The organism is Cupriavidus sp. 01T418, from assembly GCF_056398885.1.
Genome location: NZ_JBFTQG010000017.1, coordinates 23,826 through 48,605 on the forward strand (window position 1 = coordinate 23,826; position 24,780 = coordinate 48,605).

Below are 24,780 nucleotides of genomic sequence, written 5' to 3' on the forward strand. Positions count from 1 at the left end.
CATTTGCCTTTTGCGGGCCTGAAATGCGGGCCTGAAAGCGCCGGCCTTGGCCGCTTTTTCGCCGGATTCGCCGGATTCGCCGGATTCGGCCCGTTTTCGTTCGCGTTTTGCCCATCCATTTCCGCTCGTCGATTTTTGCCTCATGACCCGCATTGCCCTCGGCCTCCATTACGACGGTACCGCCTTCTCCGGCTGGCAGTCGCAACCGCATCGCAATACGGTGCAGGACCGGCTCGAGGAGGCCATCGAAAGGTTTGCCGGCAGCCGCGTGCAGGCCACCGTGGCGGGTCGCACCGATACCGGCGTGCATGCGCTCGGGCAGGTGATCCACATCGACACCGATTTGTCGCGGGAGCCATTCTCCTGGGTGCGTGGCATCAACGCCTTCCTGCCGCCAACCATCGCGCTGCAATGGGCCAAGCCCGTCGATGAGAGCTTCCATGCCCGTTTCCTGGCCTTCGAGCGCATGTATTACTACGCGCTCTATACAGGCCCGCTCCGTGTGCCGCTGGTGCACGGCAGGGCTGGCTACCTGATGCTGCCGCCGGGCAAGGGCCTGGACGTCGGCGCCATGCGCGACGCCGCCGCCTGCCTGCTGGGCGAACACGATTTCTCCGCGTTCCGCGCCGCCGAGTGCCAGGCGAAGTCGCCCGTGAAGACCATGTACGACATCACCCTCAAGGCCGACGGCGACTGGCTGTTCGTGCGTTTCCGCGCCAATGCCTTCCTGCATCACATGGTGCGCAACCTGATGGGTTGCCTGGTGGGGGTAGGGCGGGGACGCCACCCGCCGGGCTGGATGGCTGAAGTGCTGGCCGAGCGCAGTCGCGCCAAGGCAGCACCCACCTTCATGCCCGACGGCCTCTACCTGGCCGGAGTGAAGTATCCTGAGCAATACGGGATCCCGGCCGCGGACGCGGCTGCCAGCCTGTTCCATGGAGTGTTTGCCAATGACCCAGTTGCCTGAACCGGGCAGCGCCGCGCAGCGCCGCACCCGCGTCAAGATCTGCGGACTCACGCGCGAGGAAGATGTGCGCGCCGCGGTCGATGCCGGTGCCGACGCGATCGGCCTGATCCTTTATCCGGGCAGCCCGCGCTTTGTCGAGGTGGCGCGCGCCGCCGCGCTGGCCGAAGCTGCCGGCCCCTTTGTTTCGGTGGTCGGGCTGTTTGTCAACGCGGACGCCGACGACATCGCCCATGTGGCCGAGCGCGTGCCGCTTACGCTACTGCAGTTCCACGGCGACGAGAGCCCGGAGGCCTGCGCCCTGGCGGCGCAGCGCTGCCGCTTGCCGTTTCTGCGCGCAGCACGCGTGCAGCCCGGCCTTGATTTGGTAGAATTCGCGGATCTGTATCGTGATGCCGCTGCCTTGCTGCTTGATGCCTTCGTCGAAGGCTACGGCGGTGGCGGGCACGTCTTCGACTGGACCCTGATACCCCCGGCATGGCTTCCGCCCACCCACAACCCGACCGCAAGCGCCGCTCCTCGGATCGTTTTGAGTGGTGGGTTGAACGCGCAAAACGTCGCTGGCGCGATTGAGCGCGTGCGGCCCTACGCCGTCGATGTAAGCAGCGGCGTGGAGGCCGGCAAAGGCGTGAAAGACCACGCCAGGATTGCCGCCTTCGTGCGCGCCGTGCGCAGCGCCGATGCCGGGTGAGACAGGTTGCCGTTCAGGCATCCAGCTTCCCGCATATCCTGCGCCTRCCCAGCACACGACCCTAACGTCATCGCGCCCCTGCCGGACCGGCAAGGGCCCTGTTCAGAAGAGCTGACTCATGTACGATCTGCCCGATTCCCGTGGCCATTTTGGCCCCTATGGTGGTTCCTTTGTCTCCGAGACGCTGGTGCACGCGCTGGACGAACTGCGCGAAGCCTATGCCCACTTCCAGAAAGATCCCGAGTTCGACGCGGAATACCGCCGCGAACTGAAGCACTTCGTCGGCCGGCCTTCGCCGATCTATCACGCGCAGCGCTGGAGCGAGATGCTCGGCGGCGCGCAGATCTATTTCAAGCGCGAGGACCTCAACCACACCGGCGCCCACAAGATCAATAACGTGATCGGCCAAGCGCTGCTGGCCAAGCGGATGGGCAAGCCGCGCGTGATCGCCGAGACCGGCGCCGGCCAGCACGGTGTGGCCACCGCCACCATCGCCGCGCGTTTCGGCATGGAGTGCGTGGTCTACATGGGCTCCGAAGACGTCAAGCGCCAGGCCGCCAACGTCTACCGCATGAAGCTGCTGGGTGCCACCGTGGTGCCGGTGGAAAGCGGCTCCAGGACGCTCAAGGACGCGCTCAATGAAGCGATGCGCGACTGGGTCACCAACGTCGAGAACACCTTTTACATCATCGGCACCGTGGCCGGCCCGCATCCCTACCCGATGATGGTGCGCGACTTCCAGTGCGTGATCGGCGAAGAATCCAAGGTGCAGATGCCCGAACTGACGGGCCGCCAGCCCGATGCAGTGATCGCCTGCGTGGGCGGCGGCTCCAATGCCATGGGCATCTTCTACCCGTACATCGAGCACAAGGACGTGCGCCTGATCGGCGTGGAAGCCGCCGGCGACGGGCTGGAGACCGGCCGCCATGCCGCCGCGCTGATCTGCGGCTCGCCGGGCGTGCTGCACGGCAACCGCACCTACCTGCTGCAGGATGCCAACGGGCAGATCATCGAGACGCATTCGATCTCCGCCGGCCTGGACTATCCGGGCGTGGGTCCCGAGCATGCCTGGCTCAAGGATATCGGCCGCGCGGAATATGTCCCGATCACCGATGAGGAAGCGCTCAAGGCCTTCCACGACTGCTGCCGCATCGAAGGCATCATCCCGGCGCTGGAATCCAGCCATGCCATTGCATACGCGTGCAAGCTGGCGCCGACGCTGCCCAAGGACAAGTTGGTGCTGGTGAACCTGTCGGGCCGTGGCGACAAGGACATGCATACCGTGGCCGAGCGTTCGGGGCTGAAACTCTGATGCGCGACTTTCTCCCGCCGGGCGCCGCTGAAGGCGGCGCCCCGTCCGTGCCCCTCGCCGCGCCGCAACTGACGCTTTACCAGGAAGATGTGCTGGAAGGCATCAAGCGCATTGCCGACGGCTCCATCGACCTGATCGTGGCCGATCCGCCCTATGGCCTGGGCAAGGACTACGGCAACGACTCCGACCGCCTGTCCGGGCAAGCCTACCTGGAATGGTCGGCGCGCTGGATCGACGCGGTGGTGCCCAAGCTGGCGCCGCGCGGCTCGCTGTATCTGTTTTGCACCTGGCAATACTCGCCGGAGCTGTTCGTGATGCTCAAGCAGCGCCTGACCATGATCAACGAGATCATCTGGGACCGGCGCGTACCCAGCATGGGTGGCACCACGCGCAAGTACTCCTCGGTGCACGACAACATCGGCTTCTTCGCCACGGCGCGAGACTACTACTTCGATCTCGACTCCGTGCGCGTGCCCTACGATGCCGTGACCAAGAAAGCGCGCAGCCGTCCGCGCTTCGAGGGCAAGAAGTGGCTCGAGGTGGGCTACAACCCGAAGGATCTGTGGAGCGTGCCGCGCATCCACCGGCAGGATCCGGAGCGTGCCGACCATCCCACCCAGAAGCCGTTGCATATCGTGCAGCGCATGGTGCTGGCCAGTTGCCCGCCGGGCGGGCTGGTGCTTGACCCGTTTACCGGCAGCGGCACCACCGCGGTGGCCTGCGCGCTGCACGGGCGGCGCTTCGTCGGCTACGAGATGAATCCCGAGTATGTGCGCGTGGCGCGCGAACGCGTCGCGGCGTGCATCAGCTCGCCGCAGGCCGCGCCGGCTACCCTGAACATCGCAGCAGCGAACGATGAGCCTTTGCTGGCCACGCCGTCCGCGCTGTTGCCCACTCTCGCTCAATGACCATGTCCCGCATCAAATCGACTTTCGCGGCGCTGGCCGCGCAGAACAAGAAGGGCCTGATTCCGTTCATCACCGCGGGCGATCCCGAGCCCGGCCTGACGGTCGCGCTGATGCACGCGCTGGTGGCGGGCGGCGCCGATGTGATCGAACTCGGCGTGCCGTTTTCCGACCCGATGGCCGACGGCCCGGTGATCCAGCGTGCCTCCGAGCGCGCGCTCGCCAATGGCGTGACCCTGACCCAGGTGCTGGCCTGGGTGGCCGAGTTCCGCCAGACCGATGCCGCCACGCCGGTGGTGCTGATGGGCTACGCCAACCCGATCGAGCGCATGGGCGAGGAGACCTTCGCCAAGGCCGCGGCGGCCGCCGGCGTCGACGGCGTGCTGGTGGTCGACTACCCGCCCGAAGAGTGCGAGTCTTTCGCGGCGCAGATGCGCATCCATGACATGGACCCGATCTTCTTGCTGGCGCCCACCTCCACCGACGATCGCATCGAAGCCGTGGCCAGGCTGGCGAGCGGCTACCTGTACTACGTGTCGCTCAAGGGCGTGACCGGCTCGGCCACCATCGACCTTGACAGCGTCGCCGCGCGCATTCCGCTGATCAAGCGCCATGCCAACCTGCCGGTCGGTGTGGGCTTCGGCATCCGCGATGCGCAGACAGCGCGCACGATCGGCAGCGTGGCCGATGCCGTGGTGATCGGCAGCCGCCTGGTGCAACTGCTGGAAGATGCGCCGCGCGAGCTGGCAGTACAATCGCTGCAGTCCTTTATCGCGGAAATCCGCCAGGCGCTCGACGCCTGAATGTGATTCGTATGGCACCACCCGTGCTGGCGCGCGGGCGGCAAAAGCGACAAAATGCATGATTTTGGCGGCCGTTGTGCCGCAACAGGCGCATAGCCCCGGCGGAACGGGGACTGCGGACTGCAGGCATGGTAAATTCGCGGCCTGACATGTTCCGCACATGTGCCGAAAGGAGCCTTTCATGAGCTGGTTGGATAAACTCCTCCCCCCCAAGATTCAACAGACCGACCCCTCCACCCGCAAGGGCATTCCGGAAGGGCTGTGGGTCAAGTGCCCGTCGTGCGAGTCGGTCCTGTACCGGACCGACGTCGAGGCCAACCTCCACGTCTGCCCCAAGTGCGACCACCATATGCGCATCCGCGCCCGCGCCCGCCTCGACGGGCTGCTGGACGCCGAAGGCCGCTATGAGATCGGCCAGGAGATCCTGCCGGTCGACGCGCTCAAGTTCAAGGACACCAAGAAGTATCCCGACCGCATCAAGGCCGCCATGGACGACACCGGCGAGACCGATGCCATGGTCGTGATGGGCGGTGCCATCCATACCATCCCGGTGGTGGTGAGCTGCTTCGAATTCGAATTCATGGGCGGCTCGATGGGTTCGGTGGTGGGTGAGCGCTTTGTGCGTGGCGCCCAGGCGGCGCTGGAGCAGAAGGTGCCGTTTATCTGCTTTACCGCGACGGGCGGTGCGCGTATGCAGGAGAGCCTGCTGTCGCTGCTGCAGATGGCCAAGACCACGTCGATGCTGAACCAGCTGTCGAACGCCAGGCTGCCGTTTATCAGCGTGCTCACCGATCCCACCATGGGTGGCGTGTCGGCCAGCTTTGCGTTCCTGGGCGATGTTGTTATCGCCGAGCCCAAGGCGTTGATCGGCTTCGCCGGGCCGCGCGTGATTGAGCAGACTGTGCGTGAAAAGCTGCCTGAAGGCTTCCAGCGGGCTGAGTTCCTGTTGCAGAAGGGCGCTATCGATATGATTATCGATCGTCGGAAGCTGCGGGCCGAACTGGCACAGTTGCTGGCCTTGCTGCAGAAGCAGCCGGCGGATGCGGTGGCGTAACGGTTGGGTTTGTTGATGTGATCAGGCGCGGACGGTTGTTCGCGCTTTTTCGCTTTTGGGGATAACTGCTTGACTTCAATGTCAAAGGCTTAAAGTCAAAGGCGGTTTCCCCTCCCCCTGCGGGAGAGGGCGGGCGTTTGCAGGAGCGAGTCCGTCCAAATAACGATTGGTAGCCGTGTGAAGCGCCCGAGGGGCGGGCCACACCGTCCCGCGATGCGAAGCGAGCCGTGCAGGTTTACCAGGCCGTATGGGGCGCCTCGGGGTGTCGCCCCATCCGGCGCGCCTTTTTTGCCTACTTTTTTGGCAAGACAAAAAAGTAGGTCGCCCCCCGCAGGGGGGTGAAACCGCCTTTGACTTTAGGCCTTTGACTTTAAGCCTTTGAAGTTGAAGTTGAAATTGAAGTTGAAGTTAGAGTTAACCGGCTCCAATTAAGCCAGACACCCGAACAACCTGTATCCCCATCATGCCCATCTTTGCCTCCCTCCCCGAATGGCTATCCCATCTCGAATCCGCCCATCCGGTCGGCATCGACATGGGCCTGGCGCGCATCACCCGCGTCAAGGAGGCTCTGGGACTGCGCATCGACGCGGTGGTGTTCACCGTCGGCGGCACCAACGGCAAGGGTTCCACCTGCGCCATGCTGGAGCGCATCCTGCTGGAGGCCGGCTACAAGGTCGGTTGCCATACCTCGCCGCACCTGATGTCGTTCAATGAGCGCGCGCGCATCAATGGCGAGTTCGCCACCGACGCGCAACTGCTGCCGCATTTCGAGGCGGTGGAGCGCGCGCGCACCAGCTTTGCCGATCCGGTGAGCCTGACGTATTTCGAATTCACCACGCTGGCCATCATCCATGCTTTCGCCGCGGCGGGGCTCGATGCGATGATCCTGGAGGTGGGTCTGGGCGGCAGGCTAGACGCGGTCAACGTGATCGACACCGATTGCGCCATCCTGACCAGCGTGGACATCGACCATACGCATTACCTGGGCGACACGCGCGAGAAGATCGGCTACGAGAAGGCGGGGATCTTCCGTCCCGAGGTGCCGGCCATCGTGGGGGATCCAATGCCCCCGAACTCGGTGATCGAACATGCCGAGGCCATCGGCGCGGACCTCTGGCTGGTGGGCCGGGACTTCCAGCATCAGGCGTCCAAGGGCCAGGAGCGCCAGCAGTGGGAGTGGAGCGGCCGCGGGCGCAAGCTCAGTGGCCTGGGTTATCCGGCGCTGCGCGGCGCCAACCAGTTGCTCAACGCCTCGGCCGCGCTGGCCGCGCTGCAGGCCATGCGTCCGCGCCTGCCGGTCAGCGCCCAGGAAGTGCGCAACGGGCTGGCCTTCGTCGAATTGCCGGGGCGCTTCCAGGTCTTGCCGGGGCGCCCGGCGGTGATCCTTGATGTGGCGCACAATCCGCACGCGGCCGCCGCGCTCGGCCAGAACCTCGAAAACATGGGCTTCTTCCGCTACACCTACGCGGTGTTCGGCTCGATGGAGGACAAGGACCTCGCCGGCGTGCTGCGCCATCTGGCCGACAAGGTCGACCACTGGTGCCTGTGCGATCTGCCGACGCCGCGCGCGGCCAGCGCCGCGGATCTGCTGGAGAAGCTGGAAGAGGGCGGTTTCCATCCCGGGCCCGATGCCACGGCGGCCTGCTTTCCCAGCCCGGAGGCGGCTTACCGGGATGCCCTCGGCAGAGCGACCGAGGATGATAGAATTCTGGTCTTCGGATCGTTCTACACCGTGGCCGGCGTGATGGCATATCGCGCCACCCGGGCAAATTGAGTCGCGCGGCCGCCGGGCAGTGATCCGGGGCTAACACCGGGGCAAATCGCCGCGCAATCTGAGCGCCAATTTCAACGGCCGGTTTTGCGGCCGTCGCACCGAACCAATCTATGGGCCTGCTTTCGCTGTTTTCTTCCCGCAAGGGCAACGCCCCGGCACCGGAGCGCACTCGCCGCTCGCGTTCGGATCCGGGTGCAGGCATCGCTTCGTCGCGACGCCTGGCCGAGGAGTACGCAGACGACACGCTCGACCCGGAATTCCCGCAGAAGCAGCGGGCGCGCCGGCGCCTGATCGGCGCGGTGGTGCTGATGGCGGCTGCCGTCATCGTGCTGCCGATCGTCTTCGAGACCCAGCCAAGGCCTGTCGTCGACAATGTCCTGGTAAAGATCGACGGTGGCCCGGGCGGCGCGGGCGACAAGGTGAAGCCCGATGCGCGCAAGGTGGATCCACTGCCGCCGGCGCCGCAATCCAGGCTCGATAGCCAGGCGCTCGATGCCGGCGAGGAACTGGTTGCCGAAGCTGCCGCGGCCAAGCCCGCCACCGCGGCACCTGCCGAGAAAGTTGCCGACAAGCCCGCCGCCCGCGCCGACGCCAAGCCGGAAAGCAGCAAGTTCCTGGTGCTGATCGGCGCTTTTTCCTCGGAGGAGAAGGCCAAGGGGTGGCTCAGCAAGCTCAAGGCAGCCAAGATCCCCGCCTATATGGAGAAAAAAGTCCTGGCCGATGGCGAGCGGGTGCTGTTGCGCGCCGGACCCTTCTCCGATCGCGGCGCGGCCGACGCTGCCGAGAAGCGGGTGCGCGACGTGGGCCTGACCGCCAAGGTGGTCGAACAGTAAAGGCCGGGGCCGGCTGGGCCAGACGCCAGCCGCCGCGCCGGAACATCGTATTACGCATGCAGCCGACCTTTTTCGATTACAGCGTTGTTTTCATCCTCGTCGCCTCGGGCCTGATCGGCGTGCTGCGCGGGCTGGTGCGGGAGGTGCTCGCGCTGATCGGCTGGGTGGTGGCGTTCCTGGTGGCCTACCATTTCGCGGGTACCGCGGCTGGCTGGATTCCCGATTCGGTACCCGGTGGCCAGCTGGCGCGTAGCGCACTGGGCTTCGGGGTGGTGTTCATCGGCACCGTGATTGCTGCCGCGCTGGCGGGCACGGTGCTCGGCCAGTTGCTCGAAAGGACCGGGCTCAAGCCCGCCGACCGTGGCCTCGGGCTGGTGTTCGGGCTGTTGCGCGGTGCGCTGGTGGTGATGTTCCTGGTGACCGTGGCCGGGTTCACCAAGCTGCCCGAGGAGGCATTCTGGCGCGACGCGCTGTCCCGGCCTTATGTGATGCAGGCGATGKAGTCGCTGCGGCCCTGGCTGCCCCCTGAAGTCGCCAGGTACGTCAAGACATGACATGAAGCCGGGCAGACCCGCCCGGCTGGTAGTACGCGGGCTCCTCCCTGCAGGGCGGGGCCGCACCCTGATTCAAACGCCTTTCCTGGGAGCTTGGCATGTGCGGTATCGTCGGTGTGGTTTCCTCCACGCCCGTTAACCAATTGATTTACGACAGCCTGCTGCTGTTGCAACACCGCGGACAGGATGCAGCCGGCATCGCTACCGCAAATGGCAGCACCTTCCACATGCACAAGGCCAACGGCCTGGTGCGCGACGTGTTTCGCACGCGCAATATGCGCGGCCTGCCTGGTGCCGCCGGCATCGGCCAGGTGCGTTACCCCACCGCCGGTTCGGCTTCGAGCGAGGAAGAAGCCCAACCGTTCTACGTCAATGCGCCCTACGGCGTGATCCTGGCCCACAACGGCAACCTGACCAACTGGAAACAGTTGCACGAGGAGCTGTTCAGCCGCGATCGTCGTCACATCAACACGCACTCCGACACCGAAGTGCTGCTCAACGTGCTGGCCGACGAGCTGCAACGCGCCAGCAGCGGCCTGGCGCTGGATCCGCCCACGATCTTCAAGGCCGTGGCCGGCATGCATCGCCGCGTGCGTGGCTCGTACGCCATTGCCGCGCAGATCGCCGGCTACGGCATGCTGGCCGTGCGCGATCCTTTCGGCATCCGTCCGCTGTGCCTGGGCAGCGTGGAAACGCCGACCGGCAAGGAGTGGATGGTGGCATCGGAGTCGGTGGCGCTCGAAGGCATCGGCTACAAGCTCGAACGCGACGTGGCGCCCGGCGAGGCCATCTTCATCGACCTCGACGGCCATCTCTACACGCAGCAGTGCGCCGATAACCCCGTGCTCACGCCGTGCATCTTCGAATACGTCTACCTGGCCCGCCCGGATTCGTGCATCGATGGCGTGCCCGTGTACGACGCGCGCCTGCGCATGGGCGATTACCTGGCCGAGAAAATCCGCCGCGAAGTCTCTGCCGGCGATATCGACGTGGTGATGCCGATCCCCGATTCCAGTCGTCCGGCCGCCATGCAGGTGGCCAACAAGCTGGGCGTGAACTATCGCGAAGGCTTCTTCAAGAACCGCTATATCGGCCGCACCTTCATCATGCCCGGTCAGGCCGTGCGCAAGAAGTCGGTGCGCCAGAAGCTCAACGCCATGGGCGTGGAGTTCAAGGGCAAGAACGTGCTGATCGTGGACGATTCCATCGTGCGCGGCACCACGTCCTTCGAGATCGTGCAGATGGCGCGCGAAGCGGGCGCCAACAAGGTGATCTTCGCCTCGGCCGCGCCGCCGGTGAAGTTCCCCAATGTGTACGGCATCGATATGCCTACCCGCAGCGAGCTGGTTGCCTACGGCCGCACGGATGAAGAAATTGCCCGCATCATCGGCGCCGACAAGCTGGTCTACCAGGACGTCGAAGCCATGAAGCAGGCCGTGCGCGACATCAACCCGAAGCTGAACGACTTCGACACCTCGTGCTTCGATGGCCGCTACGTCACGGGCGATATCGACGAAGCCTACCTGGCACGCCTGGAAACCGCGCGCAGCCAGGCGGATCGCGAAGGCAACGGCGGCCAGGGCGAGAGCGAGCGCTCGCAGCTGCACTTGCAGCGCTCGGGCGGCAACGAGTAACGGCAGCGGGTGGAGACGGGCACGCCGGCGGCAACGCCGTGGAGTTGACGGGAAGCGACGCCCGGCCGTAACATGGCCGGGCGTCGATTTGATTGTCAGCTTGCGGACGCGGGTCCTGCCGGAGGGTTATGCCGATTCCGGAACAGGAATTGCCCGTCACAGGGAAATGCCCGAAACAGCTAAAGCGGAACGCCGGCTTCCCGGTTGTGCGCAGCAACGGCACAATGGCAAGCCGGATTCCCGCCGCAGCGCGGGGCTTATCCCCACGAACACAAGCAGCCCGTCGATTCGGCCCCCGGCCACGGATCGCACGGGCTTTTTTATGGCTGCCACTAGTATCCTGAATCACAAATTCGTTGAATAAGTCTGCCGATAAGACGCGCGATCCGTCGTCACAAATGCTCGCAAGGCTCCAGCCTTGCTGCGCTTCGTTCCTAGGCTCGCACGCCTTCTCGGCACACTTATTTTCTCAACGAATTTCAGATTCRGGATACTAGCGGGCAGCGTGGCTGACACCTCTTACACGGATAACCGCGCGGGTACCACCGCCTCTCCATCATGAACGAACCGCTTCCTCTCGACTCCCTTGACATCGATACGCTCGGCGTGCGCGCCGGCACCATGCGCAGCGAGTTCATGGAGCACTCGGAGGCGATGTACCTGACCTCCAGCTTCTGCTTCAACAGCGCTGCCGAGGCCGCCGAGCGCTTCGCCAACTCGGAAACGGGCTTCACCTACTCGCGCTTCACCAATCCCACCGTGGCCATGTTCCAGAGCCGCCTGGCCGCGCTGGAAGGCATGGAGGCCTGCATGGCGACCGCGTCCGGGATGAGCGCGATCATGTCGATCGTGATGTCGGCGATGCAGGCGGGCGACCACCTGGTCAGCTCGCGGGCCATCTTCGGCTCGACCATGACGCTGTTCTCCAATATCTTCGGCAAGTTCGGCGTGGAGGCCACCTTCGTCGACGGCACCGACCTGGCGGCCTGGCGCGCGGCGGTCAAGCCGAATACCAAGCTGTTCTTCCTGGAGACGCCGTCCAACCCGCTGACCGAAGTGGCCGACATTGCCGCGGTGGCGGACATCGCCCACAACGCCGGCGCGCTGCTGGTGGTGGATAACTGTTTCTGTTCGCCGGCGCTGCAGCAGCCGATGAAATTCGGTGCCGACATCGTGGTGCATTCGGCCACCAAGCATATCGACGGGCAGGGCCGCGTGCTGGGCGGCGCGGTGCTGGGCTCGCACGATTTCATCATGGGCAAGGTGTTTCCCTTCGTGCGCACGGCCGGCCCGACGCTGTCGGCCTTCAATGCCTGGGTGCTGCTCAAGGGCATGGAAACGCTGGCGATCCGCATGGAGCGCCACAGCGCAAGCGCGCTGGCGCTGGCCGAATTCCTGGAGGCGCATCCGGCCGTGGCGCGGGTTTATCATCCGGCGCTGAAATCCCATCCGCAGTACGAAGTCGCCATGCGCCAGCAGAGCGGCGGCGGCGCCATCGTGTCGTTCGAACTCAAGGGCGATACGCCGGAGCAGCAGCGCGCCAATGCCTGGCGCGTGCTCGACAACACCCGGCTGTGTTCGATCACCGGCAACCTGGGCGACACGCGTACCACGGTGACCCATCCCTACACCACCACGCATGCCCGCGTCAGCCCGGAGGCCAAGGCCGCGGCAGGCATCGGCGAAGGGCTGATCCGTCTGGCGGTGGGGCTCGAATCCGTGGCGGACCTGAAAGCAGACCTGCTGCGCGGCTTGCAGGGCTGAGTCCAGCCGGGCCGCCGCCATGGCGCCCCTGGCGCGCCGGCGTCCTAGTCGCCGCTGCCGGCCGCCGCCTTCACGCCCGCCTTGGTCACGTCATAGGTCGTCTCGACCACCGTCGACCCCACACTGATCGCCGCCGAGCCGACCGTGGTCACGGTGGATACCGCGGCACTGCCCACCGCCACCGTGGCGCCTACCACGCTGCAGGCCGCCAGGCCGCAGCCCACGCCTAATATGGCCAATAGGGGCGCACCGCGGGCGACGCCGCGCATGCCTGCCGGCACGATATGCCACGTTGGCGTATCTTTTCCCTTGGGGGCAACCCCGACGGACATTCGAAATGGCATGGACATTGCCGGACCTCAGCGCAGCAGGCGCCGGCGCAGCAGCATCAGCGCGACCACCAGCGCCACGGCCGCGTAGCCGCCGAGCACGGTCAGGTGCAACGCCAGATTGTCGATCGGGCGCCCCAGCATGATGGGGCGGATCATTGCCACCGCATGCGCCAGCGGCAGCACCCGGGTGGCGGCCTGCGCCCCCGCGGGCAATTGCTCCAGCGGGAAGAACACGCCGGAGAGCAGAAGCATCGGCGTCATCACCAGCGTCTGGTAGAACATGAAGAAGTCATAGCTGGGCGCCAGCGCCGTGACGATCATGGCCAGGCTGGCGAAGGCGATGCCGGCCAGCACGATCACCGGCAGCGCCAGCAGCGCGCCCGGCATCCGGGCATAGCCCAGCGCGCCCGCCACCAGCATGATGGCCAGGCCCGACAGCACCGCCTTGCTGGCGGCCCACATGATCTCGCCCAGCACCACGTCGCCCAGGGTCAGCGGCGCATGCATGATGGCCTCCCAGGTGCGCTGCACATGCATGCGCGAGAAGGCGGAATACATGGACTCGAAGCTGGCCGACATCATCACGCTCGAAGCCGTGGTGCCGGCGGCGAGGAAGGCGATGTAGGACACGCCGTTGACCTGCCCCACCAGCAGGCCGAGGCCAAGGCCAAGCCCGAACAGGTAGATCATCGGATCGGCCAGATTGCCGATCATGGAGGGGATCGCCAGCTTCTTCCACACCATGAAGTTGCGGTACCAGACCAAGGTCCAGTTGCTCATGTTCATCGGCAGCAGCGGCTGCGGGTAATGCTGCTGCAAGGGGGCATGCCGCGGCGCGGCGGCGGCCGGCGTGGCTGCGGGGCGGGAGTCTTGTTCGCTCATGTTCATTCGTGTTCGGTCGCTGTGTTCGGTCGCTGTTCGTTGCGGCTCAGTCGCGCATCTCGCGGCCGGTCAGCTTGAGGAAGACGTCTTCCAGGTTGGCGGGCCGGTGCAGGTAACGCACGTCGCTGCGGCCATGCAGCGCGGCCAGCAGTTGCGCGGGCTCCTTCACATAGCAGAACAGCGTCTCGCCGCTCATCTCGGTACGCGTGGCGAGTGGTTGCAGCTTGCCGCGCAAGGGATCGAGGTTGTCGCCATAGACTTCCACCACGTCGCAGCCGATCTGGCTGTCGATCAGATCATGCGGCTTGCCTTCGGCGATCTTGCGGCCGCTGTCGATGACGCACAGGTAGTTGCACAGGCGCTCCGCTTCTTCCATGAAATGGGTGGTCAGCAGGATGGTCTTGCCGCTGGCCAGCAGCGATTTGAGGCGTTCCCAGATCAGGTGGCGCGCCTGCGGATCGAGCCCTGTGGTGGGCTCGTCCATCACCAGCAGGTCGGGGTCGTTGATCAGCGCGCGCGCCACCGTCAGGCGCCGGCGCATGCCGCCCGACAGGTCCCGCACCTGCGCCCCGGCGCGGCTTTCCAGTCGCGCGAACTCCAGCAGCGCGGGCACGCGGCGCTCGATCTCGGCGCGCGCCAGGCCGAAGTAGCGGCCAAAGATGCGCAGGTTTTCCACCACGGTGAAATCGGGGTCGAGGTTGTCGAACTGCGGCACCACGCCCACGCGCATGCGGGCCTGGGGCGCGCGTTGCGGAATCGGCTCGCCGCATAGCGTGAGCGTGCCCGAAGCCGGCGTGGTCAGGCCCAGCAGCAGGCGCAGCGTGGTGGTCTTGCCGGCGCCGTTGGGTCCCAGCAGGCCAAAGCACTGGCCACGCTGCACGCTCAGGCTGAGGTCGTCGACCACGACGGTGTCGCCGTATCGCTTGCTTACATTGCGTAGTTCGAGAATGGCAGTCAAGGCAGGAGCGTGGGTTGGGCGCACGGCGGGCGCAATATCCGCCATTATGCAGGCAGTGGCGCGGCGGCTTTGTGGCGCGCCGCAGCAAGAGTTCGCGGATGCGGTAGTCTTGCTGGTTCGCGCCTGCCACTTCGGCAAGAGTTACGGCAAGAATGACGGCGAGGGCAGGGGTCATCGGCCTGACCACGCAGATCGGCATCGCCGAGGGCCGCATAGTCGACACGCGGGGCAAGCTGTATGCTTACAGCACGACGACCTGCCTGGTGTTTCCGATGCCGGCAGGCTGACTTGCCTGTTCCAGCGGGGCGCCCCTCGGTGGTGTTCCGATCATCCTGCTGGTGATCGGCGATGCGCTTGCCCGTCGCGGCCGCGCGGCCCATGCCACCGTGGCGCCCGCGTTCAGTCGAAGGCCTGGTCGTTCGGCGCCGCATAGAGGCGCGTCAGTTCCGGGCTCATGGCGAACTGGAAGTTGATGTTCTTGGGCGGCACCGGGCTCATGAACCATTTGTCGTAGAGCTTGCGGATCTCGCCGCTTTTCATCACGCCAGACAGCGTGCCGTCCACCAGCTGTTTGAACTGCGGATCGTCCTTGCGCATCATGAAGCCGTAGGCTTCAAACGACTGCGGGGTGCCGGTGACGACCCAATCGTCCGGTTTTTGCGCCAGCGTGCGCGCCCCCGACAGCAGCACGTCGTCCATCATGAATGCCTGCACGCGGCCGGACTGCAACACCAGGAAGGCCTCGGCGTACTCCTTCGCACTCTGGATCTGCAGGTTTGCCTTCTTCTCATCGTTGAGCTTGCGCAGGATGCGCTCCGAGGTGGTGCCCGCCAGCGTGACCACCGCGTGGCCGTTCAGGTCGGGGAAGTCGTGCACGCCGCTATCCTTGCGCGTGAGCAGGCGGGTGCCCGCGATGAAAAAGGTGGTGGAGAACGCCACCTGTTGCTGGCGCGCCTTGAGGTTGGTGGTCACGCCGCACTCCAGGTCCACGGTGCCGTTCTGCACCAGCGTCATGCGGTTCTGCGGCGTGACCGGGATCATGTTGACCTGCAGCGCGGGTTTCTTCAGGCGCGTCTTGACCTCGTCGATCACCCGTTGGCAAAGGTCCTGTGAAAAGCCCACCACCTGCTGGTTCGCGTCGTAGTAGGAGAAGGGAATGCTCGACGTGCGGTGGCCGATGGTGATCTGGCCGGCATCGCGGATCTTCGTCAGTGTCGGGCCCAGGGCCTCCTCGGCATGTGCGCTTGCCGCGGCGCATGCCAGTGCGGCCGCGGCACTGATGAGTCCTGCTCGGATGAATCGCCTCATGCTTTCCTCTCTCCTGGTGGGTGGCGCCTTGGTGCCGCCTTCATGCCGGATTGGCTCGAAACCTGTGTCAGATGCCGGGGCTCGCGTGGCCGGTCACCGCTTGAATGGACTCGGCCAGGCGCGACGCAATGCGCTCGATGTCGGCCGAGGTGCAGATGAAGGGCGGGGCAAGCAGCACGTGGTCGCCGAGCTTGCCGTCGATCGTGCCTCCCATCGGATAGACCAGCAGGCCGCGCTCCATGGCATCGCGCTTCAGGCGGGCGTGCGTGCGCGCGTTGGGGGGCAGCGGCGCCTTGCTGGCGCGATCGGCCACCAGTTCCACGCCCACGAACAGGCCGCGGCCGCGGATGTCGCCCACGTTCGGATGTTCGCCCAGCAACTCGCGCAGGCTGCTCCGCAACTGCTCGCCGCGCGCCAGCACGTTGGCCAGCAGCCCGCGCTCGGCAATCTGCTGCTGCACCGCCAGCGCGGCGGCGCAGGCAATCGCGTGGCCGATATAGGTATGGCCATGCTGGAAGAAGCCTGAGCCGCCTACCACCGCCTGGTAGATGCGATCCGTCGCCAGCATCGCGCCGACCGGCTGGTAGCCCGCGCCGAGACCCTTGGCGATGACCAGCAGGTCGGGCACCACGCCGTCTTCCTCGCAGGCGAACAGGTAGCCGGTCCGGCCCATGCCTGACATCACTTCATCCAGGATCAGCAGCACGCCGTATTTGTCGCAGACCGCACGGATCTTGCGGAAATAGTCGCCCACCGGAGGGACCGCGCCCGCGGTGGCGCCGACCACGGTTTCGGCCACGAAGGCGCAGACCGAGTCCGGGCCCAGCGCGAGGATGCGGGCTTCCAGTTCGTCGGCCAGGCGCTGGGCATATTGCTCGTTGCTTTCATCCTGCAGCCGCTCGCGGTAGGCATAGCAGGGCGAGACATGCTCGGCGGGCACAAGCAGCGGCAGGAAGGGCTCGCGCCGCCACGCATTGCCGCCGATGGCCAGCGCCCCCAGCGTATTGCCGTGATAGCTCTGCCGGCGCGCAATGAAATGGCGCCGCTGCGGCTGGCCGATCTCGACGAAGTATTGCCGCGCCAGCTTGAGCGCAGCCTCGACCGCCTCGGATCCCCCGGACACAAAGTAGACGTGGTTCAGGTCGCCCGGCGCCGCATTGGCCAGCGTGGTCGCCAGCGTCTCGGCGACTTCGGTGGTGAAAAATGAGGTGTGTGCATAAGCCAGCGTGGCTGCCTGGCGCTGGATCGCTTCCACCACGCGCGGGTTGCCATGGCCGAGGCAGGAGACTGCCGCGCCACCGCTGGCGTCGAGATAGTGGCGGCCTTCGCTGTCGATCAGCTCGATGCCGCTGCCACCGGTTGCGGTGGCGAGTGTCTGGCGCGGGTCGCGGTGGAATACGTGGGACATGCTTTGCTTCCTGGGTGCTGGTCGATCAGCCATCTGGCTTGCAACGATTGTAGGGAGCGATCGCCGGCAATGCAACAAATGTTGCTTGAGTGCTTGTGGCAACATCGAATGATGTATATTTGTGTATCCGGAGTTTCATGGCGGAGCGTCACCAGCAGGACGCGCGCTTCTTGTACTATCCGGAGCGCATACAGGCGCAAGCGAGGAGGACGCTGATCATGCGTGAGGAGCAACAACAAGTGGCGGGCTTCGACGAGCTGATGGCCGCGCTGCGGGCGGAGTTCGCCACGTTGAGCCCCCAGTTCCAGCAGGGTGCGCGCTACCTGATGGATCATCCGGACGACGTCGCGGTTTCCTCGATGCGCTCGATTGCCACCAGCGCGGGCGTGCAGTCGTCGACGCTGGTCCGCCTGGCGCAGCGCCTGGGATTCTCGGGCTGGCCGGAACTGCGGGAAATCTTCGTTGCACGCGTGCGCGCCGTGCCTGAGGGCTATGCCAGGAAGGCCGCGTCACTGGCCCGGCAAACCGACAGCGGCGGCATGGTGGCGGAAATGTTCGAAGCCCAGCGCCTCAACCTGACCCAAACCGAGGCCAGGAACGTATCGCAGCTGGCGGCTGTCGCCAGGCTGGTTGCGCAGGCCCGGCATGTGCACGTGGCGGGCTTTCGTGCCTCGCATCCGATTGCCCACGCCTTCCACTACCTGTATCGCCTGTTCCGTCCCAGCGTGACGCTGATCGGCAGCCATGGCGGCGGCCTGGAGATGGACCTGCGCGGGCTGGAGGCCGGGGATGCGGTCGTGGTCGCCAGTTTCGCGCCTTATTCAAGCGAAGCGCGCCTGGTGGCGGAGGCGGCGCGTGCCGTCGGCTGCAAGCTGGTGGCGATCACCGATAGCCTGTTGGCGCCCATCGCGCTACATGCCGATGCCACGGTGCCGATCGCGGTGCAAAGTCCATCGTTTTTCCCATCGACGGTGGCCGGCGTGGCCGCGGTCGAGAGCCTGATCGAGTTGCTGGTGTCATGCCATGGCGTCGATGCGGTGCGGCGTATCGAGGCTGCGGAAACGCAGTTGTTCGAGCTGGGCGCCTATGATCCGGCTGGCCGCGCGGGTTGAAGCGTGCCAGGCGCATGACACCATGCGTGCAGGGGCCAGCCATGCATGCCAGGAGATAAATCGGGGGAGGGGGTCGCACCATGCGCTACAGGCGTGCGCGTGCAATACGCCGGCCGCGCTCGAACCGGATGGAACGACGGGCAGGGCGAAGGAAGGGCCGGTCGGCGGTGTCTGGTCCGCTAGGACCGGACAGCCGACGGCGCCGCTAAAACGAGAAATCCGCCAGGCGTGACTGGCGGATCTTGCGCGGCCGGCGGCAGGTCGCGTCAGAGCGCGCTTGCCGCTTGCGGTGCCGAAATCAGTACATCTTCTTCGGCAACATCTGCATGCGCAGACGCTTGCGAAGGCGCGATTCCGCAGCCTTCTTCTTGCGCTTGCGCTCGGTCGTGGGCTTCTCGTAAGCGGTACGGCTCTTGAGTTCAACGATCAGGCCGGTCTGGAGGATGGCCCTACGGAAACGCCGCATTGCAACTTCAACGGGCTCACCGGGTTTCAAGACGATCTTAGTCAATTCTGTCCTTTAGCATTGCCGCAAAGCGGCGGGTTCAAACGGGGGAAACATTGGCCGCTTCAGGACCCTTCTTGCCCTGTTGCGACTGGTATTGCACTCGCTGGTTATCTTGCAGCGGAGCACCCCCGCGAACCTGAGAGATGTGGACGAACAAGTCCTTGCCACCAGCGTCCGGGGTGATGAAGCCAAAACCCTTCTGGGCGTTGAAGAACTTGACGGTACCAGTTTCCATGGAAAAATCCTTTTTTGAGCGCAAAGAATGCGCGCACTTGCTTTTACACGTTTACGTAAATGCTGTCAAGAAAGCCTGCTGAAAACGCTTTGCAAATCCGCGAGAGTGGCGTATAGTGCGCCCCTCTGGCGCGAGGTGGAGCAGTTGGCAGCGCGTCGGGCGCATAACCCGAAGGTCGCAGGCTCGAGTCCTGCCCCCGCAACCAGGCATCATTTTACTCAAAAGCCCGTCCATAGTCCGGCGGGTTTTTTTGTCTTGCGTGCTGCGCTTTTTGCGTCACTGCGGCGCCTTGAAGCACGATCGCGCCCGCTCGTGCCGGCGGTGCCCCGGCCCTGCGTGCCGCCCGTGGCGTGCCGCATGATGCGGCGCCTGTAGAAGTGTTACTCTTTTGAGTGATGCCCAACAGGAGATCACCGTGAGCCGCAAAACCCCCATCGAGCGCTATCGGAACATCGGTATCAGCGCGCATATCGACGCTGGCAAGACCACCACCACCGAGCGCATCCTGTTCTACACCGGGGTCAATCACAAGATCGGCGAAGTCCATGATGGCGCGGCCACCATGGACTGGATGGAGCAGGAGCAGGAGCGCGGCATCACCATCACCTCGGCCGCCACCACGGCGTTCTGGAAGGGGATGGCCAACAACTATCCTGAACATCGCATCAATATCATCGACACCCCCGGCCACGTGGACTTCACCATCGAGGTGGAGCGTTCGATGCGCGTGCTCGATGGCGCCTGCATGGTCTACGACGCCGTGGGCGGCGTGCAGCCGCAGTCGGAAACGGTCTGGCGCCAGGCCAACAAGTACAAGGTGCCGCGCATCGCCTTTGTCAACAAGATGGACCGCGTCGGCGCGGATTTCTTCCGGGTGCGCGCGCAGATCGCTGAGCGGCTCAAGGGCACGCCGGTGCCGATCCAGGTGCCGATCGGCGCGGAGGACGGTTTCCAGGGCGTGATCGACCTGGTCAAGATGAAGGCCACCGTCTGGGACGACACCAGCCAGGGGCTTCACTTCGAGTATCGCGAGGTGCCGCCCGAACTGCTGGGGCTCGCCAGGGAGTGGCGCGAGAAGATGGTCGAGGCCGCGGCAGAGGCCAGCGATGAACTCCTGCACAAATACCTCGGCGGCGAGCCGCTGACCGAAGACGAAATCAAGGCGGCCCTGCGCAAGCGCACTGTCGCCAACGAAATCGTGCCAATGCTGTGCGGCAGCGCTTTCAAGAACAAGGGCGTGCAGACGCTACTCGATGCGGTGATCGACTACCTGCCGTCGCCGGCGGATGTGCCCGCCATTCTCGGCCACACGCTGGACGACAAGGAAGCGGAGCGCCATCCCAACGACGACGAGCCGTTTTCCGCGCTGGCATTCAAGATCATGACCGACCCCTTCGTCGGGCAACTGATTTTCTTCCGCGTCTACTCGGGCGTGGTGAACTCCGGCGACACCGTGTACAACCCGCTCAAGGAGAAGAAGGAGCGGCTCGGGCGGATCCTGCAGATGCACGCCAATGTGCGCAGCGAAATCAAGGAAGTGCGGGCGGGCGATATTGCCGCGGCGGTGGGGCTCAAGGAGGCCACCACCGGGGATACGCTGTGCGATCCCGATCACGTGATCGTTCTTGAGCGCATGAGCTTCCCCGATCCGGTGATCTCCCAGGCGGTCGAGCCGAAGACCAAGGCCGACCAGGAAAAGATGGGCCTGGCGCTGAATCGGCTGGCGCAGGAAGACCCGTCGTTCCGCGTGCATACCGACGAGGAATCGGGCCAGACCATCATCTCGGGCATGGGTGAGCTGCACCTCGAAATCCTGGTGGACCGCATGCGGCGCGAGTTCGGTGTGGAGGCCTCCGTTGGCAAGCCGCAGGTGGCGTATCGCGAGACCATCAAGCAGGCGGCGAAGGACATCGAAGGCAAGTTCATCAAGCAATCCGGCGGGCGTGGCCAGTATGGCCACGTGGTGCTCGATCTGGAGCCGCAGGCCCCGGGCAAGGGCTATGAATTTGTCGACGCCATCAAGGGTGGCGTGGTGCCGCGCGAGTTCATTCCTGCCGTCGACAAGGGCATTCGGGAAACGCTGGCGTCGGGCGTGCTGGCCGGCTACCCGGTGGTGGATGTGAAGGCCACGCTGGTATTCGGCTCCTATCACGATGTCGATTCGAACGAGAATGCCTTCCGCATGGCCGGTTCGATGGCGTTCAAGGACGGCATGCGCCGCGCCAAGCCCATCCTGCTCGAGCCGATGATGTCGGTGGAAGTGGAAACACCGGAAGAGTTCACCGGCAACGTGATGGGCGACCTGTCCTCGCGCCGGGGCATGGTGCACGGCATGGAGGACATCGCGGGCGGCGGCGGCAAGCTGGTGCGCGCGGAAGTGCCGCTGGCCACCATGTTCGGCTACTCGACGTCGCTGCGTTCGCTGACCCAGGGACGCGCCACCTACACGATGGAATTCAAGCACTATACGGAAGCGCCGGCCAGCGTGGCCGAAGCGGTCATCAATAGCCGGCACGCGCGCTAGCGTGCCGTGATCCGTTGAGATTGCCGCGGGCAAGCCGCGGCAAGTCCTGGGGCGGCCCATGTGGCCCGCCCTGCGCAGCCGCGCGCCTCGCGGCATCCGATCGACTCGATGGGAGAGTGCGATGGCCAAGCATTTGTTTCCACAATTCCCCGAAGATGAGCAAAGCGCAGTCGCAACCCTCTGCGCACGCCTGGGCTTCGCTCCGGAGGATTTCGAGATCAAGGATGAGGGGGGCGAGCCGGCCAATGGCGACGTGAGACCGCGGCAGGTCAGCGTGCGGCGGCTGGCAACGGATGCGCAGAGCATATATGACGCAAGCGAGGGCCCGGGCTGGATCGAGGAATTCGAGAGCGATCTCGAGTGCGGATTGTTCGGGAAGGCGTCACGGCAGGCGCAGACTTAGCCATGCCGTTTGGAGGAGCGCAAGGGGCGAGCCAATACCAACAGGCAATTGGCAGCAGGCAATAACAAACGAAAGTACAAATGGAAAAGGCCCGCAATTTCTTGCGGGCCTTTCACATTCTTTGGCTCCCCGAGCTGGGCTCGAACCAGCGACCTGCGGATTAACAGTCCGTCGCTCTACCAACTGAGCTATCAGGGAACAGCTGAGAAAAGGATTATAACCAGTTTCTCTTTTATTCGTCAACACCTGCGCGCTGACTTCTTGCCGCCGGTGCTGCGAAACTTCTGGTTCCGCCCCAGTGTTCCGAGGCAGGGCCACATTGTAGGCATTTTTTTGGATTTATGCCATAAAAATCGCCACGAAGCGCCTTTTTTGATGCTGTGTCCACTTGCGGGACGCAGCGCCTGGCTCAGTCGAACACCGGCGAATCGACGCCGAGTATCTTGTGCAGCTTCGGCGAGGTGGTGGTGTACTGCATGTGGATTTTCTTCTCGGGGAAGATATAGGGAGCGGCCCCGAAGGCGGCCAGCGCGGCTTCATGGAAGCCCGAGAGGATCAGCTTCTTCTTGCCGGGGTAGGTATTGATATCGCCCACCGCGAAAATGCCGGGGATGTTGGTCTCGAACTTCTCAGTGTCCACCTTGATCTGCTTGCGCTCCAGGTCCAGGCCCCATTCGGCGATGGGTCCCAGCTTGGGCGACAGGCCGAAGAACACCAGCAGGTCGTCCAGCGGCAGGCGGCGCGTGACGCCGTCGGCGCCCGTCACCTTGATCTCGGTGAGCAGGCCGTCCTTTTCCTCGTAGCCGCTGATCTGGCCCACCACGAACTGCATCTCCAGCTGCTCGCACAATTCCCTCATCTTGGCGACCGAGGCCGGCGCGGCGCGGAAGCCGTCGCGGCGATGCATCATCACCACCGACTCGGCCTTGCCGACCAGGTCCAGCGTCCAGTCGAGCGCGGAGTCGCCGCCACCGACGATGACGAGGTTGCGGCCATGGAAACGGCTCGGATCCTTGACGCGGTAGAACAGCTGCTTGCCGTCGAACTTGTCGATGCCATCCACCTTGACCGTGCGCGGCTGGAACGAGCCCACGCCCGCGGCGATAAAGATGGTCTTGGTGATGAAGCGGGTCCCGAGCGAGGTTTCGACGAAGAAGCGGCCGTCCGCGCGGCGCTCCACCACGGCCACTTCCTGGCCCAGGTGGAAGGTCGGCTCGAACGGCTCGATCTGCTTGAGCAGGTTGTCCGTCAGGTCCTGGCCAGTGCAGATGGGCACGGCCGGGATGTCGTAGATGGGCTTGTCCGGGTAGAGTTCCACGCACTGGCCGCCGACCACCTTGAGCGAGTCGATCACGTGCGCCTTGATTTCGAGCAGGCCCAGTTCGAAGACCTGGAAGAGTCCGACCGGGCCGGCGCCGACGATCAGCGCGTCGATTTCCAGCGGCTGGCCGCCACCACCGTTGCCGACGGCAACGTGGTGGTTGGCTTCGGCAACGGGGTTGGGGATGCTCAAGTCCATATTCGTCCTGATACGTTGTGGGGCACGGTCGTGCCCGGCATGACGGGAAAGCGCGCGGGTGGGGACGGCTTTCTGACCTGTCTTTTCAGCTCTTTTTCAGCGCTGCAGGTATTGCAGCTTGTCGGTCGTGTCCTTCCACTCCTCGGCTTCGGCCAGCGGGGCCTTGGTCTTGGTGATGGAAGGCCAGTTGCGTGCCAGTTCGGCATTCAGGTCGATGAACTGCTGCTGGTCGCCCGGCACGTCTTCTTCCGCGTAGATCGCGTTGACCGGGCATTCCGCCACGCACACCGCGCAGTCGATACACTCATCCGGGTCGATGGCGAGGAAGTTGGGGCCTTCGCGGAAACAATCGACAGGACACACGTCAACGCAGTCGGTATAGCGGCAACGGATGCAGGATTCGGTGACAACGTGAGTCATTTCGGTTCCAGAAAAACGGGATCGGCTTCGATGGGAATGTTGTTAGGCCACTTGTGCTGTGCTCGTCATGCCGATGGGGTTTGCCGTGGGGTTCACCATCCGCGGCGCGAGCGCTGGCCGTGGCCTTTCAAAGACCGATATTGTAGCTGAGCCACCTCCCAAGGGTAGTCGCTCTATATAGCCAGATAAGATAGTTTTCTTATTTCTTTATGTGCATTTGATCCAAGGCAGTCCGCATTGCGTCGGCGAATGTGCTTTTCTGGCCGGTGCCGCGATCGCGTTGTATGCTGGGCGGATCCGCGCGCCGCAGCGCCGCGTGCTTACTGAGGAGTGCGCCATGCCAAGACCTGTCCCGGAGTCGCCGCGCCGCGGCCGTCCGATGCGTCCGATCCGTCTGGCGTCCGCCTTGCTTTGCCTGGCGGCGCTGGCCATGCCGGCCGCGCAGGGGCAGACGCTGGCGAAGGCCGGTCCGCCGGACAGCGTGGTGGCCCGCCTGATGGCCTGGCGCACGATGAGCAAGCAGCCGGTATCGCTGGCGGCGCTGGCGCGCTTCGACTGGGATGACTTCGGCGTGGTGATCGAACCCGCCGGGGAGACCATGGCCAATTGCGGCCAGGCCGGCTTTCTGCCATGCGATGCCGATCTGCAGCCGGAGCGCGGTGCGCCGGTCCAGGTCCTGATCTTCCGCCTCGGATCCGCGCGGGTGTACCAGGAGCGCATCACAGCCCGCTCGGCGACCTTCGCGGTGCCGCTTCCCGTCGACGTGCCCCGCGCCCAGGCCACGCTGGTCGGCTGTCCCGGTTACCGGGGGCAGGTCCTGTGGTGCCTGCGCGGCAGCGCGCGAGGGCGCCAGCCCGATCCTTTCCTCGATGGCGCATGAGCC

25 protein-coding genes and 2 tRNA genes are annotated in these 24,780 nt (G+C 64.9%); 17 read left to right on the plus strand and 10 right to left on the minus strand.

Annotation, left to right across the window (positions count from 1 at the left end; genetic code table 11):
• Positions 1-142: 142 nt before the first annotated feature.
• The 11 genes from truA (at position 143) to AC1DQ3_RS18005 (ending at position 12,288) form a co-directional block, all read left to right on the plus strand.
• A complete protein-coding gene (gene truA / locus AC1DQ3_RS17955; protein ID WP_477121517.1) occupies positions 143-967 on the plus strand; it encodes a tRNA pseudouridine(38-40) synthase TruA in 825 nt (274 codons plus the stop codon).
• Complete coding sequence (locus tag AC1DQ3_RS17960) at positions 951-1,655, plus strand: phosphoribosylanthranilate isomerase (protein WP_477121518.1); 705 nt, start codon at positions 951-953, stop codon at positions 1,653-1,655. The genes truA and AC1DQ3_RS17960 overlap by 17 nt, the downstream gene beginning before the upstream one ends.
• Positions 1,656-1,773: 118 nt before the next feature.
• On the plus strand, positions 1,774-2,967 hold the full coding sequence (gene trpB / locus AC1DQ3_RS17965) for a tryptophan synthase subunit beta (protein WP_477121519.1): 1,194 nt from the start codon (positions 1,774-1,776) through the stop codon (positions 2,965-2,967).
• Entirely contained in the window at positions 2,967-3,875 is a 909-nt protein-coding gene (locus AC1DQ3_RS17970) for a DNA-methyltransferase (protein WP_477121520.1), read from the plus strand. Before trpB ends, AC1DQ3_RS17970 begins: the two co-directional genes overlap by 1 nt.
• A gap of 2 nt (positions 3,876-3,877) precedes the next feature.
• Positions 3,878-4,675, plus strand: a complete 798-nt coding sequence (gene trpA / locus AC1DQ3_RS17975) for a tryptophan synthase subunit alpha (protein WP_477121521.1) — start codon at positions 3,878-3,880, stop codon at positions 4,673-4,675.
• A 181-nt stretch (positions 4,676-4,856) separates the two neighbouring features.
• A complete protein-coding gene (accD, locus tag AC1DQ3_RS17980; RefSeq protein ID WP_477121522.1) occupies positions 4,857-5,729 on the plus strand; it encodes an acetyl-CoA carboxylase, carboxyltransferase subunit beta in 873 nt (290 codons plus the stop codon).
• A 463-nt stretch (positions 5,730-6,192) separates the two neighbouring features.
• Positions 6,193-7,503, plus strand: coding sequence for a bifunctional tetrahydrofolate synthase/dihydrofolate synthase (folC, locus tag AC1DQ3_RS17985; protein WP_477121523.1), 1,311 nt, complete (start codon positions 6,193-6,195; stop codon positions 7,501-7,503).
• A 110-nt stretch (positions 7,504-7,613) separates the two neighbouring features.
• Positions 7,614-8,336, plus strand: coding sequence for an SPOR domain-containing protein (locus AC1DQ3_RS17990; RefSeq protein ID WP_477121524.1), 723 nt, complete (start codon positions 7,614-7,616; stop codon positions 8,334-8,336).
• A gap of 56 nt (positions 8,337-8,392) precedes the next feature.
• Positions 8,393-8,890, plus strand: coding sequence for a CvpA family protein (locus tag AC1DQ3_RS17995; RefSeq protein ID WP_477121525.1), 498 nt, complete (start codon positions 8,393-8,395; stop codon positions 8,888-8,890).
• A 98-nt stretch (positions 8,891-8,988) separates the two neighbouring features.
• Positions 8,989-10,524, plus strand: coding sequence for an amidophosphoribosyltransferase (gene purF, locus AC1DQ3_RS18000; RefSeq protein WP_477121526.1), 1,536 nt, complete (start codon positions 8,989-8,991; stop codon positions 10,522-10,524).
• Between the two features lie 558 nt (positions 10,525-11,082).
• On the plus strand, positions 11,083-12,288 hold the full coding sequence (locus AC1DQ3_RS18005; protein WP_477121527.1) for an O-succinylhomoserine sulfhydrylase: 1,206 nt from the start codon (positions 11,083-11,085) through the stop codon (positions 12,286-12,288).
• Between the two features lie 44 nt (positions 12,289-12,332).
• Here the strand turns inward: AC1DQ3_RS18005 and AC1DQ3_RS18010 are convergent, their stop codons facing one another.
• From AC1DQ3_RS18010 to nodI, 3 genes are read right to left on the minus strand one after another with little or no spacing between them, the layout of a single operon-like run.
• Positions 12,333-12,632, minus strand: coding sequence for a hypothetical protein (locus AC1DQ3_RS18010; protein ID WP_477121528.1), 300 nt, complete (start codon positions 12,630-12,632; stop codon positions 12,333-12,335).
• A gap of 15 nt (positions 12,633-12,647) precedes the next feature.
• The gene (locus AC1DQ3_RS18015; RefSeq protein WP_477121529.1) at positions 12,648-13,502 is read right to left on the minus strand and encodes an ABC transporter permease; all 855 of its coding nucleotides are present in this window, start codon (positions 13,500-13,502) and stop codon (positions 12,648-12,650) included.
• A 46-nt stretch (positions 13,503-13,548) separates the two neighbouring features.
• A complete protein-coding gene (gene nodI, locus AC1DQ3_RS18020; protein WP_477121530.1) occupies positions 13,549-14,460 on the minus strand; it encodes a nodulation factor ABC transporter ATP-binding protein NodI in 912 nt (303 codons plus the stop codon).
• 152 nt (positions 14,461-14,612) lie between these two features.
• Here nodI and AC1DQ3_RS18025 point away from each other — a divergent pair, with 152 nt between their 5' ends.
• Complete coding sequence (locus AC1DQ3_RS18025; RefSeq protein ID WP_477121531.1) at positions 14,613-14,747, plus strand: hypothetical protein; 135 nt, start codon at positions 14,613-14,615, stop codon at positions 14,745-14,747.
• A gap of 112 nt (positions 14,748-14,859) precedes the next feature.
• Here AC1DQ3_RS18025 and AC1DQ3_RS18030 read toward each other — a convergent pair whose 3' ends face one another.
• Both AC1DQ3_RS18030 and AC1DQ3_RS18035 read right to left on the minus strand, forming a co-directional pair.
• Positions 14,860-15,768: a glutamate/aspartate ABC transporter substrate-binding protein gene (locus AC1DQ3_RS18030; RefSeq protein WP_477121532.1), complete on the minus strand. Its 909-nt coding sequence runs from the start codon at positions 15,766-15,768 to the stop codon at positions 14,860-14,862.
• Between the two features lie 67 nt (positions 15,769-15,835).
• Positions 15,836-17,176, minus strand: a complete 1,341-nt coding sequence (locus AC1DQ3_RS18035; RefSeq protein ID WP_477121533.1) for an aspartate aminotransferase family protein — start codon at positions 17,174-17,176, stop codon at positions 15,836-15,838.
• A gap of 137 nt (positions 17,177-17,313) precedes the next feature.
• Here AC1DQ3_RS18035 and AC1DQ3_RS18040 point away from each other — a divergent pair, with 137 nt between their 5' ends.
• Positions 17,314-18,288, plus strand: a complete 975-nt coding sequence (locus tag AC1DQ3_RS18040) for a MurR/RpiR family transcriptional regulator (RefSeq protein WP_477121534.1) — start codon at positions 17,314-17,316, stop codon at positions 18,286-18,288.
• Positions 18,289-18,586: 298 nt separating this feature from the next.
• Here AC1DQ3_RS18040 and rpsU read toward each other — a convergent pair whose 3' ends face one another.
• Together rpsU and AC1DQ3_RS18050 are read right to left on the minus strand one after the other, a co-directional pair.
• Positions 18,587-18,799 carry a 30S ribosomal protein S21 gene (gene rpsU / locus AC1DQ3_RS18045; protein ID WP_006158571.1) on the minus strand — a complete coding sequence of 71 codons (213 nt, stop codon included), beginning with the start codon at positions 18,797-18,799 and terminating at the stop codon, positions 18,587-18,589.
• Positions 18,800-18,833: 34 nt separating this feature from the next.
• The gene (locus tag AC1DQ3_RS18050; protein ID WP_006158572.1) at positions 18,834-19,031 is read right to left on the minus strand and encodes a cold-shock protein; all 198 of its coding nucleotides are present in this window, start codon (positions 19,029-19,031) and stop codon (positions 18,834-18,836) included.
• A gap of 129 nt (positions 19,032-19,160) precedes the next feature.
• Between AC1DQ3_RS18050 and AC1DQ3_RS18055 the strand changes: the two genes are divergently transcribed.
• The 3 genes from AC1DQ3_RS18055 (at position 19,161) to AC1DQ3_RS18065 (ending at position 21,958) form a co-directional block, all read left to right on the plus strand.
• Positions 19,161-19,236: transfer RNA gene (locus AC1DQ3_RS18055), tRNA-Met, on the plus strand.
• Between the two features lie 210 nt (positions 19,237-19,446).
• The gene (gene fusA / locus AC1DQ3_RS18060; protein ID WP_477121535.1) at positions 19,447-21,555 is read left to right on the plus strand and encodes an elongation factor G; all 2,109 of its coding nucleotides are present in this window, start codon (positions 19,447-19,449) and stop codon (positions 21,553-21,555) included.
• 121 nt (positions 21,556-21,676) lie between these two features.
• Positions 21,677-21,958 (plus strand): hypothetical protein, encoded by a 282-nt coding sequence (locus AC1DQ3_RS18065; protein WP_477121536.1) that lies wholly within the window; start codon positions 21,677-21,679, stop codon positions 21,956-21,958.
• Positions 21,959-22,080: 122 nt separating this feature from the next.
• On the opposite strand, the gene AC1DQ3_RS18070 is transcribed toward AC1DQ3_RS18065, so the two are convergent.
• From AC1DQ3_RS18070 to fdxA, 3 genes are all read right to left on the minus strand, one after another.
• Positions 22,081-22,156 (minus strand) — tRNA-Asn (locus AC1DQ3_RS18070).
• Positions 22,157-22,367: 211 nt separating this feature from the next.
• A complete protein-coding gene (locus tag AC1DQ3_RS18075) occupies positions 22,368-23,477 on the minus strand; it encodes an NAD(P)/FAD-dependent oxidoreductase (protein ID WP_477121537.1) in 1,110 nt (369 codons plus the stop codon).
• 96 nt (positions 23,478-23,573) lie between these two features.
• Positions 23,574-23,897 (minus strand): ferredoxin FdxA, encoded by a 324-nt coding sequence (fdxA, locus tag AC1DQ3_RS18080; RefSeq protein ID WP_211952499.1) that lies wholly within the window; start codon positions 23,895-23,897, stop codon positions 23,574-23,576.
• A gap of 337 nt (positions 23,898-24,234) precedes the next feature.
• On the opposite strand from fdxA, the gene AC1DQ3_RS18085 reads away from it, so the two are divergent.
• Complete coding sequence (locus AC1DQ3_RS18085) at positions 24,235-24,777, plus strand: hypothetical protein (RefSeq protein ID WP_477121538.1); 543 nt, start codon at positions 24,235-24,237, stop codon at positions 24,775-24,777.
• Positions 24,778-24,780: the final 3 nt, after the last annotated feature.